This window comes from Bacillus sp. R86525, assembly GCF_042466195.1.
Lineage (GTDB): Bacteria > Bacillota > Bacilli > Bacillales > Bacillaceae_G > Bacillus_A > Bacillus_A nitratireducens.
This window is the reverse complement of record NZ_JAXHPX010000007.1, coordinates 638265-652423: the sequence shown is the minus strand read 5'-3', so window position 1 is coordinate 652423 and position 14159 is coordinate 638265. Positions and strand designations below refer to the sequence as shown.

16 protein-coding genes are annotated in these 14159 nt (G+C 36.4%); 7 read left to right on the top strand and 9 right to left on the bottom strand.

Annotated features, from left to right (window positions below; genetic code table 11):
* Nucleotides 1-47: 47 nt before the first annotated feature.
* Nucleotides 48-1400 (bottom strand): glucose-6-phosphate isomerase, encoded by a 1353-nt coding sequence (locus tag SJY24_RS05735; protein ID WP_098499364.1) that lies wholly within the window; start codon nucleotides 1398-1400, stop codon nucleotides 48-50.
* A gap of 282 nt (nucleotides 1401-1682) precedes the next feature.
* Between SJY24_RS05735 and SJY24_RS05730 the strand changes: the two genes are divergently transcribed.
* Nucleotides 1683-1916, top strand: a complete 234-nt coding sequence (locus SJY24_RS05730; RefSeq protein ID WP_000105788.1) for a DUF378 domain-containing protein — start codon at nucleotides 1683-1685, stop codon at nucleotides 1914-1916.
* A 110-nt stretch (nucleotides 1917-2026) separates the two neighbouring features.
* Here the strand turns inward: SJY24_RS05730 and yugI are convergent, their stop codons facing one another.
* The 3 genes from yugI to SJY24_RS05715 all read right to left on the bottom strand — a co-directional run bounded on the left by yugI (nucleotide 2027) and on the right by SJY24_RS05715 (nucleotide 4309).
* Complete coding sequence (yugI, locus tag SJY24_RS05725) at nucleotides 2027-2371, bottom strand: S1 domain-containing post-transcriptional regulator GSP13 (protein WP_000003767.1); 345 nt, start codon at nucleotides 2369-2371, stop codon at nucleotides 2027-2029.
* Between the two features lie 253 nt (nucleotides 2372-2624).
* Nucleotides 2625-3815 carry an aminotransferase gene (locus SJY24_RS05720; protein ID WP_377864023.1) on the bottom strand — a complete coding sequence of 397 codons (1191 nt, stop codon included), beginning with the start codon at nucleotides 3813-3815 and terminating at the stop codon, nucleotides 2625-2627.
* Entirely contained in the window at nucleotides 3812-4309 is a 498-nt protein-coding gene (locus tag SJY24_RS05715; RefSeq protein WP_000255687.1) for an Lrp/AsnC family transcriptional regulator, read from the bottom strand. The genes SJY24_RS05720 and SJY24_RS05715 overlap by 4 nt, the downstream gene beginning before the upstream one ends.
* 149 nt (nucleotides 4310-4458) lie before the next feature.
* Here SJY24_RS05715 and SJY24_RS05710 point away from each other — a divergent pair, with 149 nt between their 5' ends.
* Both SJY24_RS05710 and SJY24_RS05705 read left to right on the top strand, forming a co-directional pair.
* The gene (locus SJY24_RS05710; RefSeq protein WP_377867222.1) at nucleotides 4459-5451 is read left to right on the top strand and encodes a 2-hydroxyacid dehydrogenase; all 993 of its coding nucleotides are present in this window, start codon (nucleotides 4459-4461) and stop codon (nucleotides 5449-5451) included.
* A gap of 170 nt (nucleotides 5452-5621) precedes the next feature.
* Nucleotides 5622-6461, top strand: coding sequence for an alpha/beta fold hydrolase (locus tag SJY24_RS05705; RefSeq protein WP_377864022.1), 840 nt, complete (start codon nucleotides 5622-5624; stop codon nucleotides 6459-6461).
* Nucleotides 6462-6522: 61 nt separating this feature from the next.
* Here SJY24_RS05705 and SJY24_RS05700 read toward each other — a convergent pair whose 3' ends face one another.
* A complete protein-coding gene (locus SJY24_RS05700; protein ID WP_000537628.1) occupies nucleotides 6523-6774 on the bottom strand; it encodes a YugE family protein in 252 nt (83 codons plus the stop codon).
* Between the two features lie 117 nt (nucleotides 6775-6891).
* Here SJY24_RS05700 and SJY24_RS05695 point away from each other — a divergent pair, with 117 nt between their 5' ends.
* A complete protein-coding gene (locus SJY24_RS05695) occupies nucleotides 6892-8043 on the top strand; it encodes a MalY/PatB family protein (RefSeq protein ID WP_377864020.1) in 1152 nt (383 codons plus the stop codon).
* A gap of 28 nt (nucleotides 8044-8071) precedes the next feature.
* Here SJY24_RS05695 and sodC read toward each other — a convergent pair whose 3' ends face one another.
* Nucleotides 8072-8611 carry a superoxide dismutase [Cu-Zn] gene (sodC, locus tag SJY24_RS05690; RefSeq protein WP_377864019.1) on the bottom strand — a complete coding sequence of 180 codons (540 nt, stop codon included), beginning with the start codon at nucleotides 8609-8611 and terminating at the stop codon, nucleotides 8072-8074.
* A 68-nt stretch (nucleotides 8612-8679) separates the two neighbouring features.
* On the bottom strand, nucleotides 8680-8856 hold the full coding sequence (locus tag SJY24_RS05685; protein WP_000982769.1) for a hypothetical protein: 177 nt from the start codon (nucleotides 8854-8856) through the stop codon (nucleotides 8680-8682).
* A 171-nt stretch (nucleotides 8857-9027) separates the two neighbouring features.
* On the opposite strand from SJY24_RS05685, the gene kapB reads away from it, so the two are divergent.
* A complete protein-coding gene (gene kapB / locus SJY24_RS05680) occupies nucleotides 9028-9411 on the top strand; it encodes a kinase-associated lipoprotein KapB (RefSeq protein ID WP_377864018.1) in 384 nt (127 codons plus the stop codon).
* Nucleotides 9412-9451: 40 nt separating this feature from the next.
* On the opposite strand, the gene kapD is transcribed toward kapB, so the two are convergent.
* Nucleotides 9452-10075 (bottom strand): 3'-5' exonuclease KapD, encoded by a 624-nt coding sequence (gene kapD, locus SJY24_RS05675; protein ID WP_000344315.1) that lies wholly within the window; start codon nucleotides 10073-10075, stop codon nucleotides 9452-9454.
* A gap of 290 nt (nucleotides 10076-10365) precedes the next feature.
* Between kapD and SJY24_RS05670 the strand changes: the two genes are divergently transcribed.
* Entirely contained in the window at nucleotides 10366-11691 is a 1326-nt protein-coding gene (locus SJY24_RS05670) for an ArsB/NhaD family transporter (protein WP_377864017.1), read from the top strand.
* A gap of 1029 nt (nucleotides 11692-12720) precedes the next feature.
* Here SJY24_RS05670 and SJY24_RS05665 read toward each other — a convergent pair.
* A complete protein-coding gene (locus tag SJY24_RS05665) occupies nucleotides 12721-13188 on the bottom strand; it encodes a hypothetical protein (RefSeq protein WP_377864016.1) in 468 nt (155 codons plus the stop codon).
* 118 nt (nucleotides 13189-13306) lie between these two features.
* Between SJY24_RS05665 and SJY24_RS05660 the strand changes: the two genes are divergently transcribed.
* A complete protein-coding gene (locus SJY24_RS05660; protein WP_377864015.1) occupies nucleotides 13307-14020 on the top strand; it encodes a DNA alkylation repair protein in 714 nt (237 codons plus the stop codon).
* Nucleotides 14021-14159 lie beyond the last annotated feature (139 nt).

The following is a 14159-nucleotide window of genomic DNA, read 5'->3' as shown; positions in this document are numbered from 1 at the left end:
CTTTCCGTAAAATAACAAAAAGCGATCGGAGACCCGATCGCTTTTTGTTATTTTAAACGCTCTTCTAATTCTGCTTTTAATTCTTCAAATCCTGGTTTACCAAGTAAAGCAAACATATTTTTCTTGTATGCTTCTACTCCTGGTTGGTCAAATGGATTTACGCCTAATAGATAGCCGCTCATCGCACATGCTTTTTCGAAGAAGTATACAAGGTAACCGAATGTGTACTCATTTAATTCAGGGATGTTTACGATTAAGTTTGGTACTCCGCCATCGCTATGTGCAAGTAATGTACCTTCGTATGCTTTTGTGTTTACGAAGTCTATCGTTTCACCAGCAAGATAGTTTAATCCATCTAAATCGTTGTCATCTAATTCGATTTTTAGTTCGTGTGTAGATTTACCTACTTTAAGAACTGTTTCGAATAGATCACGGCGACCTTCTTGAATGTATTGACCTAATGAGTGTAAGTCAGTTGAGAAGTTTGCTGAAGATGGGAAAATACCTTTTTGATCTTTTCCTTCACTTTCACCAAATAACTGTTTCCACCACTCAGAGAAGTAGTGAAGTGCTGGCTCATAGTTAACAAGCATTTCAATTGTTTTCCCTTTATTATATAGGGCATTACGAACTACTGCGTATTGGTAAGCTGGGTTTTCTTCCAGTTCTGATGTCGCGAAGTCATCATGACCAGCAGCTGCACCTTTCATCATCTCTTCAATATTTAAGCCACTTGCCGCGATTGGTAATAAACCAACTGGCGTTAATACAGAGAAACGGCCGCCAACATCATCTGGAATTACGAATGTTTCGTAACCTTCGTTATCAGCTAATGTTTTTAAAGCACCACGCGCTTTATCTGTAGTTGCATAAATGCGTTTACGAGCTTCTTCTTTTCCATATTTCTCTTCTAATAATTTACGGAAAATACGGAATGCGATTGCAGGCTCTGTCGTTGTACCTGATTTGGAAATAACGTTAATAGAGAAGTCTTTACCTTCTAACACGTCCATTAAATCTTTCATGTAAGTGGAGCTAATGTTTTGTCCAACAAATAGCACTTGTGGAGTTTTACGTTGTTCTTTAGAAAGCGTGTTATAGAAAGAATGGTTTAGCATTTCGATTGCTGCGCGTGCTCCTAAGTAAGAACCGCCGATACCTACAACAAGTAAAATGTCAGAGTCGTTTTTAATTTTTTCTGCGCATTTTTGAATGCGAGCAAATTCTTCTTTGTCATATTGAAGCGGAAGGTCTACCCACCCAAGGAAATCGTTCCCAGCTCCAGTTTTTTCGTGGATTGCATGGTGTGATACTTTTACTGCATCACGTAAATAAGTTAGTTCATGTTCACCGACGAAGGATAACGCTTTAGAATAGTCGAACGTTACATGTGTACTCATCTTTTTCCCTCCAATTATGTATATGTATTTCTGTATTCACTTTAGCGAAACTAAAGTTGTAAATCAAGCGATTCAACAATTGTAAACGTAACCATTATTTATTTTTTAGAAAAAGTTCATTTTTTGCATAAAAATTCGCATTTTTCGGTATAGATGTATATACATCCTTTTTCGTACATTTTTTATGTATAAAAACACCCAAACTACACCATTCTATAAAGGAGTTAAATTTTCTTATTAACTCAGCGCTTGCTCATGCTTCACATTAAGGGGGGCTTTTTCATGAGTACATTGCAACGTATCGCATTAGTCTTTACTGTAATTGGTGCTGTAAACTGGGGACTAATCGGGTTCTTCCAGTTTGACTTAGTAGCAGCCATTTTCGGCGGACAAAACTCAGCTCTCGCACGTATTATTTACGGCATCGTTGGTATATCTGGGCTTATCAATCTTGGTTTACTCTTTAAACCATCTGAAAATCTTGGTACACACCCAGAAACAAACGAAATTCGATAACCAGTATGTCCTCTTCACCTCCGACATACGAATATGATTGCATGCAATCATATTTGCAAATATATATCATAAGATAAAGTAAAAGAGGAACGCTCATATGCGTTCCTCTTTTACTTTGTTAACTCGGACTCTTCAATCCATTCTGTCAGCTTTTCTCGCAACGTATTAAACCCGTCCTTAGATGGATTCGGTATAAGAATCCTTCCTTGTTTTCTTTTCGCCGCTTTTAACGATAAACTCATTTTTCTGTGCTCTTCATCAATTGAAAGTACTTTTACTTCTACTGTATCGCCGACTTTCAAAAAGTCATGAATATCCTTTACATATCCATTTGTAATTTCAGATATATGCACAAGTCCTTGTGTTTCTGCATCTAACGCTACAAATGCACCGTAATCTTGAATTCCAGTCACTTTCCCTGTTACAACCACTCCTGTTGTATATTGTTCTGACATATGAAACACTCCCATACGTTTACCGTTTTCTCTACAAATGTAGATTGCAAAACAGATGTACTTATTATTAAATATCCGATTGGTGAATAAGTACCTTAAGTAAAATACCGAGGACACTCTCACCTTATATTAGTAAATTATACCACTATGATAGAACTCATTCAAAATTCACGAAAAAATTTCCTGCAATACGTATAATTCTCCAATATTGGGATAGAATACTAACACATGGCTTTCTAGTATTCCCCCCCTTTTATGGACAAAACGTATTATGTTTTGTCCTTTTTTTATTCTCTATGAACCGTTCCATTCTTTTCATCGCTTCCATAAGTTGCTCAAGCGATGTTGCATATGAACAACGAATGAATCCTTCACCACTCTCACCAAACACACTTCCAGGAACAACAGCCACTTGTTCTTCTAATAATAATTGTTCTGCAAATTCTGCTGAAGATAATCCGGTTGAAGCTATAGAAGGGAAAACATAAAATGCCCCGCCTGGTACATGACATGTTAAGCCCATTTCATTGAAAGATGTCGCCATAAAGTTGCGGCGTTTCTTATAGCTATCTCTCATTCGAATTACTTCATCATTTCCCCCGCGTAATGCTTCAAGTGCTGCAAATTGAGACATCGTTGGTGCACACATCATTGAATATTGATGAATTTTGAGCATTAGTTCTGAAAATTGCACAGGGGCTACAATCATCCCAAGACGCCATCCTGTCATCGCAAATCCTTTTGAAAATCCTGAAATTAAAATCGTATGTTCACGCATGTTTCGAATGCTCGCGAAACTTGTATACACTTCGTCATATACAAGCTCTGCATAAATTTCATCAGATAACACGATTAAATTATACTTCTCAACAATAACTGCTAGCTTTTCTAATTCGGATTTGTTTAACATTGCACCTGTTGGGTTATTGGGGGAGCAAAGTAATATTGCCTTTGTTTTCGCTGTAATAGCCGCTTCAATTTGTTCTGGTTGTACTTTAAACTCGTTTTCTAAAGTAGTCGCTACAGGAACTGGAACTCCTCCAGCTAATGATACAAGCGGTGCATAAGAAACGAAGCTCGGTTCAATAATGATCACTTCATCATCAGGATTTATAATGGCACGCATCGCTACATCTAACGCCTGGCTTGCTCCAACTGTAACAATGATTTCATCGTTTGGATCATAAGATACTGCAAATTGTTTTTTTAGATACTTTGCTATTTCTTGACGGAGCTCCAATAATCCTGCATTTGCTGTATATGACGTATATCCTTGTTCTAAAGAACGAATACATGCTTGCCTTACATTCCAGGGCGTAACAAAGTCTGGCTCTCCTACCCCAAGAGAAATAACACCTTTCATATTTGCTGCTAAATCGAAAAACTTTCGAATACCAGATGGTTGTAAAGATTCTGCCGCTCTAGATAGTTCAAATTGCTTCATGGTGTCACCACAATCCGCTTATCATCATCGTTTTTTTCATAAATAATTCCTTCATGTTTATACTTCTTCAAAATGAAATGTGTTGTCGTAGAAACGACAGATTCAATCGTTGCTAATTTCTCAGAAACAAACATCGCTACTTCTCCCATTGTCTTCCCTTCTAATGTAATAGAAAGATCATATGTCCCTGACATTAAATACACGGATTTCACTTCTGAATAACGATAAATTTGTTCAGCAACCGCATCAAATCCCACGCCGTGCTTTGGCGTAACTTTCACATCAATCATCGCTGTTAAACCAGTATGTTCTTTCACTTTTGTCCAATCAATATGTGTTACATAGTCCACAATAATCTTTTCACTTTCTAATTTCGCAACAATCTTCTTCACTTCTTCTACTTCTATATTTAACAGCTTCGCTAATGTATCTACAGATAAACGACTATTCTTTTCAAGACAAGCTAATAACTCTAATTCCTTTTCTGTCACCATATAAATCATCCTTCCTTTTCGTTTGTGTCTAAATTATACAAATACCTTTTCCTGTTTGAAAAGAGGATTTTTTTAGAGAATTATGTCAAAATGAAATGAAACTTTAATTAGCGGGGGGTTTATTCATCCCCACTGAATTAGCTGCACCAATCGGGATAAAGAGGAAAGGGGATGGAACCGTGAAACCAAAAGTATATATTGCCGAACCAGTTCCAACATTTGTAGAAAACTATTTATCAGAACACTGTGATTTTGAAAAATGGGATCAAAACGAGAAAGTACCTCGTAATGTTCTATTGGAGAAAATAAAAGATAAAGATGGGTTATTAAATTTTGGATCTGCTATTAATGAAGAATTGTTAGATGTAGCTCCTAACTTAAAAGTAGTGAGTAACATTTCTGTTGGTTACGATAATTTTGATTTAACAGCAATGGAAAAGCGAAATGTCATCGGAACGAATACTCCATATGTATTAGATGATACAGTAGCTGATCTCGTTTTCGCTCTTATGTTATCTGCTAGTCGCCGTGTTTGCGAACTCAATTCCTATGTAAAAAATGGTGAATGGAATGCCGAAATCCGAAAAGAACACTTCGGACTAGATGTACATCATAGTACAATTGGCATTATCGGAATGGGACGAATTGGAGAAGCTGTCGCAAAACGAGCGAAATTCGGATTTGATATGAATGTACTTTATTATAACCGTCGCCGTAAAGAAGAAGCAGAACAAAAATTTGATGCTACATATTGTGATTTACAAACTCTAATCAAACAATCTGATTTTATTATTCTTCTTACTCCATTAACAGATGAAACGTATCACCTTATTGGTGAAAAGGAATTTTCATTAATGAAAGAAACAGCAATTTTCATTAATGCCTCTCGCGGGAAAACAGTAGATGAAAATGCATTAATTCATGCATTAACAGAAAAGAAAATATTTGCAGCCGGCATCGACACATTTACACAAGAGCCTATCCAAAAAGATAATCCGCTCTTATCATTACAAAATGTTGTAACTTTACCGCACATCGGATCTGCAACATTAAAAACTCGGCAGCAAATGGCAATGACAGCTGCTGAAAATTTAGTTGCAGGATTACAAGGAAAAACACCACCTAATATTGTTCGTGGGTAATTATAAAGTGAAACTTTAATCAGTGGGGGTTTTACGGGCAGCAAGACCCCCACAAATAGCGGGATAAATAAGTGAAAGGCAAGATGACGATGTCATCTTGCCTTTTTTTGTTAACATATTTTTTTCTTACCTGGAGATGATATGAACAAAAATCAATGGAGTGACAAAAAATGAACCATGAATGCAAATGCCCTTACTTCACTTTTTCCACTCGCGGCACTACTATTCATTACGAATTGTATGAACATAATAATAAAAAAGAGCGACCTACTTTCGTACTCGTTCACGGCTTCTTATCTTCCTCATTTAGCTATCGACGACTCATTCCTTTACTAACAAAGGAAGGCACAGTAATCGCCCTTGATTTACCACCATTCGGAAAAAGCGATAAATCTCATCTCTTTAAGTATTCTTATCACAATTTAGCAACGATTATTATCGATTTAATTGAACATTTATCTTTCTCAAATATTGTATTAGTTGGTCATTCTATGGGTGGGCAAATTTCTCTCTATGTAAACCGTATACGTCCTGAACTAATCTCAAAGACGATTTTACTATGTAGCTCTAGCTATTTAGCACGCGCAAACTTACCTTTAATGTATTCTTCTTATTTACCGTTCTTTCATTTATACGTAAAGAACTGGATTATACGGCGCGGTATTGTTCACAACTTAATGAATGTCGTTCATGATCACTCATTAATTGACGATGAAATGAAAGAAGGTTACTCCGCCCCTTTTTATGATGATCGTATATTCCCTGCCTTAACTCGAATGATAAGAGACCGTGAAGGTGACTTATCTTCAACTGAATTACAAAAAATCGAAACACCAGTATTACTCATTTGGGGTGAAAAAGATCGCGTCGTCCCTGTACATGTAGGACACCGTCTCCATAAAGATTTACCTAATTCAACATTTATCTCTTACGAAAATACAGGGCACTTACTACCAGAAGAAAAGCCCGAGCATGTTTATGAAGAAATCATGACGTTTTCCGTACTGTGAAGCGAAACTTTAATCAATCCAAACGAAAACAAACAAAAAGGCTGTCGTAAATTCCGACAGCCTACAATGAACAACTTCCACCTTCTTTTATTACAAGTAATTCCACGGCTAACTTCTCACATTTTTCAAGCGCTGGTACTTCCTCAAAAGACATAAAGTATATATGTTGAATCTTTTTTGCGATGTATTTTGGATCATCAAACACACTTACGACGTTCACAACATCGCTCGCTTCTGTTTCATAAAACTCCGGCCCCATTTGAAACGGATCCCAATTTTTCACAAACTCTATCATCTTTTCATATGTACCCATTCGCTTCCCGCCTTTTCACTTTTTAATACTTTTCTTTATCCTATCACATCAGCTATTCTATAAGAAGAGAGAGAACTTTCATAACTTAACGGTTTTACAGAAGAAGGGGGCAAACATATGCAACTATTTCATAAAACGGTAAATCGGCGTGGTACACATAGTACAAAATGGGATACATATAAAAACGAAGAACTTCTCCATGCCTGGATTGCAGATATGGATTTTGAAGTACCAAAACCAATTCAAACTGCATTACGGCAGCGTATAGAACATCCTATTTTCGGCTATACAATTCCTCCAGAAAATATTGGGGATATTATTTGCGATTGGACAAAAAGCCAATACGATTGGGATATAAAAAAAGAGTGGATTGTATTTAGTGCAGGCATCGTTCCAGCTCTTAGTACAAGCATACAAGCATTAACGCAAGAAGGAGAATCTGTACTCATACAACCTCCTATTTATCCACCATTTTTTGAAATGGTCAAAACAAATAATAGACAATTATGCGAGAGTCCCTTGTTTAAACAAAATGGCACATATAAGATAGACTTCGAGCATCTAGAAACTCAATTTAAACAAGGTGTAAAACTAATGCTTCTTTGTAGCCCTCACAATCCTATTGGACGTGTTTGGACGAAAGATGAACTAACAAAACTCGGTTCGTTATGTACGCAATATAATGTAACCGTTGTCGCCGATGAAATTCACGCCGATATTATTTATAAAGGCCATACTCATACACCGTTTGCTTCTTTATCTGAAGAATTAGCAGCATGCACTATTACTTGTATGGCTCCGAGCAAAACATTTAATATCGCTGGATTACAAGCATCAATCATTATTATTCCGAATGAGAATCTCCGTAATGCCTTTATGTCTATCCAACATAGACAAGGATTCCACGGATTAAATACATTTGCTTATACAGCAATGCAAAGCGCGTATACAGAATGTAATGATTGGCTAAATGAAATTCGATTATACGTTGAAGATAATGCTCAATTTGCTTGTGAGTATATTCAAAATCACATACCTGCTCTTTCTGTAATTAAACCAGAAGGTAGTTTTTTACTGTGGATTGATTGTTCCCGCTTGAACCTTTCTCAAGATGAACGAACAGCATTACTTGAAGAGAAAGGTAAAATCATCGTTGAACCTGGTGAGAAATACGGGACAGGCGGGGAAACCCATATCCGAATTAACATCGGCTGCCCAAGATCTGTTTTAGAAGAAATTTTAAACAGACTACACCATACATTCTCATAACAACAAAAGCTACCTTTCACGGTAGCTTCTACTTTTTCTTCATATCCGACGCTTTTTTAACAATAACACCACAAGCAATTCGGTCACCAGATTTTCCTGCTGGTTGTGTCATGCCATCATCAGCGTTTTTTGTAATAATAATAGACGCCCCATCTTTTCTATGAATCGTCGTTTTTCCTTCTTCAAGCGTTATATGCGGCGCATCGATTTCTGCTTTAATCTTTCCAGAACCATCCGCCACTACATTCGGCAAATCACCATTTTCCGCACCTTTCGGATTGAGGAGCCCATGTTTTTTATTATCTGGATTAAAATGATTCCCGGATGATTCAAAACTAGGCGCTTTACACTCTCCGATTTCGTGTACATGTAGCCCGTGTGGCCCTGGTGTAAACCCTTCCGCTTTGATTGTAATTTTCACTCCACTTGTTTGCTGAACTACTTTTGCAGTCCCAACTTCATCACCTGAAGCATTATGTAATTTCACATCAATTTCTTTCGGCTTCCCTTGGTCACAACCCGCCATTAGAAATAATAAACAACAACTGAAAAAAAGCCGTTTTTTCATTCTTTTCCCTCCAAAATACTTTCTGCCCTTAGATTGTCCGAGCATAGAGGGAAACATACAATAATGAATTACTGTTTCTTTTCAGCTAAAAGCTTTTCTTCTACTTTCTGCAATCGCTCTGCTTCTCGTTTTGATACACGAATAAACATACGCCAAGTAGCAACCGCACCGACGATAAATAGAACGCAAACAATACCTGGAATAATATATTCTGTTTTATCTTCCGGAAAATATAAAGGCATCATATTGAACACTCCTTATCAGGGAATTTATGAAAAGAATTAACATCTGAATTTTCTGTCATATTATTTTAAATTATAGTTGAAGCCTGTCATATTCTCAAGGATATTCAAAAACCAACTGATTTCTTTGACTCCTTCTTATACTTTCCTTACTATAAACTTGAGGTGAAAAATATGAGAGAAACATTTGAAATTGGTGAAATCGTTACGGGTATTTATAAAACGGGAAAATACATAGGCGAAATTACAAATAGCCGTCCTGGCAGTTACGTCGTAAAAGTATTAGCTGTTTTAAAACATCCGGTGCAAGGTGATTTACATAATGTAAAACAAGCTGACGTACCATTCTTCCATGAAAGACGCGCTTTAGCCTTTCGTGAACAGACGAACATTCCAGAGCAAATGGTGAAGAAATATGAAGGGGAAATTCCTGATTATACAGATTCACTAAAATTAGCATTAGAAACACAAATGAATTCATTTTCTGAAGATGATTCACCTTTTGCGGGGCGTAGTCTAGAAACACTTCAGCAATTAAAGCAAGATTACAAACTTTAAAAAACAAAACGACCAAATTACATGTTGTGCAATTTGGTCGTTACTGTGTACTCACGTTCTTTAACACTTTCGAAAAATCAACAAGTTCCCCTAATGTCGGAGGTGCTGGTTTGACTAAATACTCTTTATCTTTTTCTACTAACTTAAAAATATTATATGTCGTCATCGCATCATCAAGCGCACAATGATGCTTTCCTGTTCCTGCTTTTCCATACGCCTCAATTGCTTTCCATAGTCCTGTTTGATTTCTCTCTCCAAAAAACTTCTTATACTCAAGCGATAAATCACGACACTGTCCAAAGAATGGAAATTCTAAGCCCGCCATTTCGCAGTTATGCTTTAAGACTTTCATATCCATATTTCCCCACGTTACAATTGTCGGTTTACACCTCTTTTCATATTCTGCAAGTTTCTCAACAAGTTCATGAAAAGAAATTCCTTTATCCACTACTTCCTGTTTAATTCCTAAAAATTTTTTACATCGATCCGTTAAGGACGGAAATGTTTTTGGCCTGACATGTGCTGCATACGTATCTTCCACCTTACAACCAACAACTGAAACGAGTCCTACCTCGATAATTTCTGGGAAAAAACCTTTTGGCTTTTTTCTATGCTGGGGCATCGTAAACTCAAAGTCTAAAAATAAAAATTGTTGTTCATCCATACGATCCCTTCCTTATCATCTTTGTCATTCCTTTCTATTTGACACTCCTACACGAACAAGCTCGAATGCTGATTCCATTTGAAATATTCAGATTGGATGTATCTTATATATATGTCAAATGCCCACAAATATTTTTAAAAATAAGAAAAAATGACCTATGCAGAAAATATGACAAAATAAACCCTTTCATTTACATCCGCCATTTTTCTACTTTATAATGACGTTATGTGTGTTTCATCTAGTTAATTTTTTGACACACTAAGAAAAGTGAATGAAGGGAGATGAGAGTTTTGCACGAAACAACGCAAGAGCTCGCAAACTGGCAGTATTATTTCGCTATCGCAGTCTTTTTAATTACATATGCCATTATTATTTCTGAAAAAATTAACCGTGCTGTCATCGCACTTCTTGGTGCAGCATTCATGGTGATTGCAGGGGTCGTTGACTTACACAATGCCTTTACAAAGCATATTGAATGGGGAACTATTACGTTACTCATCGGTATGATGATACTGGTAAACATTACAAGTAAGTCAGGTGTCTTCCAATACGTTGCCATTAAAGCCGCAAAAGGAGCACAAGGAAATCCAATTAAAATTTTAATTTCACTTTCCTTACTTACCGCGCTTGGCTCCGCATTTTTAGATAACGTTACAACAGTACTTCTTGTTGTTCCAGTTACTTTATCTATTACGCGCATCTTGCAAGTAAATCCTGTTCCATATTTACTTTCTGAAATTATTTTTTCAAATATCGGAGGAACAGCAACATTAATTGGTGATCCACCAAATATTATGATTGGTTCTGCAAATAAGCATTTAGATTTTAATGCTTTCTTACTAAACTTAGCACCAATCGTAATTATTATCATTGCAGTAACAGCAGCAATGCTTTACTTCATGTACCGTAAGCAATTAATTGCTGATCCTGTACAAATTAAGAAATTAATGAGCTTAGATGAAAAGCAATACATTAAAGACCCAGTATTAATGAAAAAATCTTTAACAGTACTTGGACTTACGATTGTAGGTTTCATGACTCATTCTATTTTCCATATTGATGCAGCTATCATCGCCTTAACTGGCGCTACTGTCCTTATGTTAATCGGTGTGAAAGAACATGAAATTGAAGAAGTATTCGCTAGCGTAGAATGGGTAACAATCTTCTTCTTCGCGGGACTATTCGTACTCGTTGGAGGACTTATCGATATCGGTCTTATCAAAACGTTAGCCCAAAAAGTAATCGGAATAACGGGCGGGGATATTTCTCAAGCATCTATCCTTATTCTATGGGTATCTGGTATCGCCTCTGCAACAATCGATAACATTCCATTCGTTGCAACAATGATCCCACTTATTAACGATATGGCAGTTGGGCTAGGTTTATCACCTTCTGACGCACAAATCGACGTACTATGGTGGGCATTAGCATTAGGTGCTTGCCTAGGTGGAAACGGAACATTAATCGGGGCTTCTGCTAACGTAATCGTAGCCGGAATCGCAAGTCGTGAAGGACATAAATTCAGCTACATGGAATTCCTTAAAGTCGGCTTCCCAATTATGATCGTTTCATTAATCATTTCTCACATTTACATTTATTTACGCTACCTTATGTAGTAGAAAAAAGGGCTGTCCTATGTGGCAGCCCTTTTTTTACAGGACGTGGTTTATACTTATCCATATCACATGCGCAAATTGTATGTTCAAAATAACCACTGGTGATAGAGGAGAAAAATTTCGTGTTATCAACCAATAGAAAACAACCTAAAAATAGCAGTGTTCTTTGCCTATTCCTATTTTGCCTGGCAACGTGGAAGTAACGAAAACGTAAATGCTCTATTGCGTGAGTTTTATCCGAAAAAAACAAATTTGAACCTTGTTTCACACCAACAATTGAATCAATCACTACTTCTTATTAATGAAAGATCAAGAAATGTTTAGTTTAGAAAACTGCCCACGAAGCGTTTCAGGAGGAACTGTCGCACTTAGATTGACAAACTGTAAAATAAAAAGAGTCCTTCAATTGGACTCTTTTAAAGCTCAGAACAGCTCTTTATTTCTTTAAAAATCGAATCAAACTTCTAATAGCAAAAAATAACGCTATAACCAGAACTATAGAACCAACAACCCATATAGGATTAATGAATGTATGATTAACTTGTCCATACACCATTTTTATCACTCCTAGTTCATTTAAGAATTAATAGTGAAAGAGCCCCCACTGTAATAAAGTGAAACTTTAATCAGTGGGGGTTTTGTCCATCTCCCACTGATTATTAGTTGAACCAATCGGGCTTTTACGGGCAGTTACCTCCCACCTAACTTCCTCGCATTCGCCGAACTTTGAGGTGGGAGTCTTACTGCCCGTTAATGCGGGATAAATCGTACCCCTTGGGTAAGTATTAGAATACGCAACAGCTGCGCTATATTTTTCAGATTCATTGAATTTACATGATTTTACTTTATCACAAGAAAATATTATAAATATATTTTAATATATTTAATTTGGTAAAATGAAGATTAAAATGTTACTTTTTCTTATTTTTCATATTTTTAACAAAAACCCTTTTTTTTTGGTCAACGAAATATCGATTTACCGACAAAGAGCCGTTCCAAAACATCTTTGGAACAGCTCCCCGCATATATCTACTCGTTATATCTCACCGGCTCATTCCGAATAATGAACAAATGAATCGGCAAGAAAACCGAAAATGTGATTGTATGAATGATCGTAAATAGTATGGAATTCGTTCCGTACCTATCCAAAATAGCGTAGATGAGATAAATAGACAGCACAATCGATACTGCTGTTGCTAATAAACTTATAATCGGTACGAAATTAAAGATGAAACACGCGACATATATGCCGAATACTTTCCACCCTGCTTCTTCTTTTAAGAAATCTGGTAATTTATCTTTCGCTAAATCGCCCCATGTCTTACTATTTATAAACGGAATAAAAGCAAGAACACCATCAGTTGCACCATCATTTTTCGCCATCGTATAAAGTGCAAAAGCCGTTAACAAGTACGAAATAATTGCCCAAATTATTATAACAAGAATAAACGCAAAACTAAGAGCAAAGAAACCTGCTAGTACGCCTTGATCTTCCATCTTATCCTCTCCTCTCTACTCTCAACATATTTCATTACATTGCAAGTTATGTTTTAAAATTTAACCAAACTCTCTGTATAATAATATGAGAAAGATAATAAGAGAGGAGAACGTACTTATGCATCCATTTGCAAAAGCATTACAAGAGCACTTCACAGCAAATCAAAACCCAGCAAAAGCAGAACCGATGGCACTTTATATGAAAAATCACTTCCCGTTTCTCGGTATTCAAACACCTGAAAGACGACAATTATTGAAAGACGTTATTCAAATACATACTCTCCCAGATAAAAAAGACTTCCAAATTATCGTACGTGAGCTTTGGGATTTACCAGAACGTGAATTTCAGGCAGCTGCACTTGATATTATGCAAAAATATAAAAAGCATATAAACGAAACTCATATCCCATTTCTAGAAGAACTTATTGTCACAAAATCTTGGTGGGACTCTGTTGATAGCATTGTCCCTACATTTTTAGGCAATATCTTTTTAAAACATCCAGAATTAATTTCCGCATATATTCCAAAATGGATTGCATCAGATAACATATGGTTACAACGCGCCGCTATTTTATTCCAGCTAAAATATAAACAAAAGATGGATGAAGAACTTCTTTTCTGGATTATTGGACAACTACATTCTTCAAAAGAATTTTTCATTCAAAAAGCGATTGGCTGGGTCCTTCGCGAATATGCAAAAACAAAGCCCGATGTCGTTTGGGAATACGTACAAAATAACGAGCTTGCCTCGCTTAGTAGACGCGAAGCAATTAAGCATATTAAACAAAACTACGGAATAAATAATGAAAAAACAGGCGAGACTCTATCATAGATAGACACGTTCCTCTATTGAGATTTAAAAAAGAACGTGTTAGAATATGTTCATTATTATTAATATAAGTAGCGATGACGGACTTATAAGTACTTGCATAAAAAGCGATTTGGGGATAGTGAAAGCCTGAAGCCGCAAG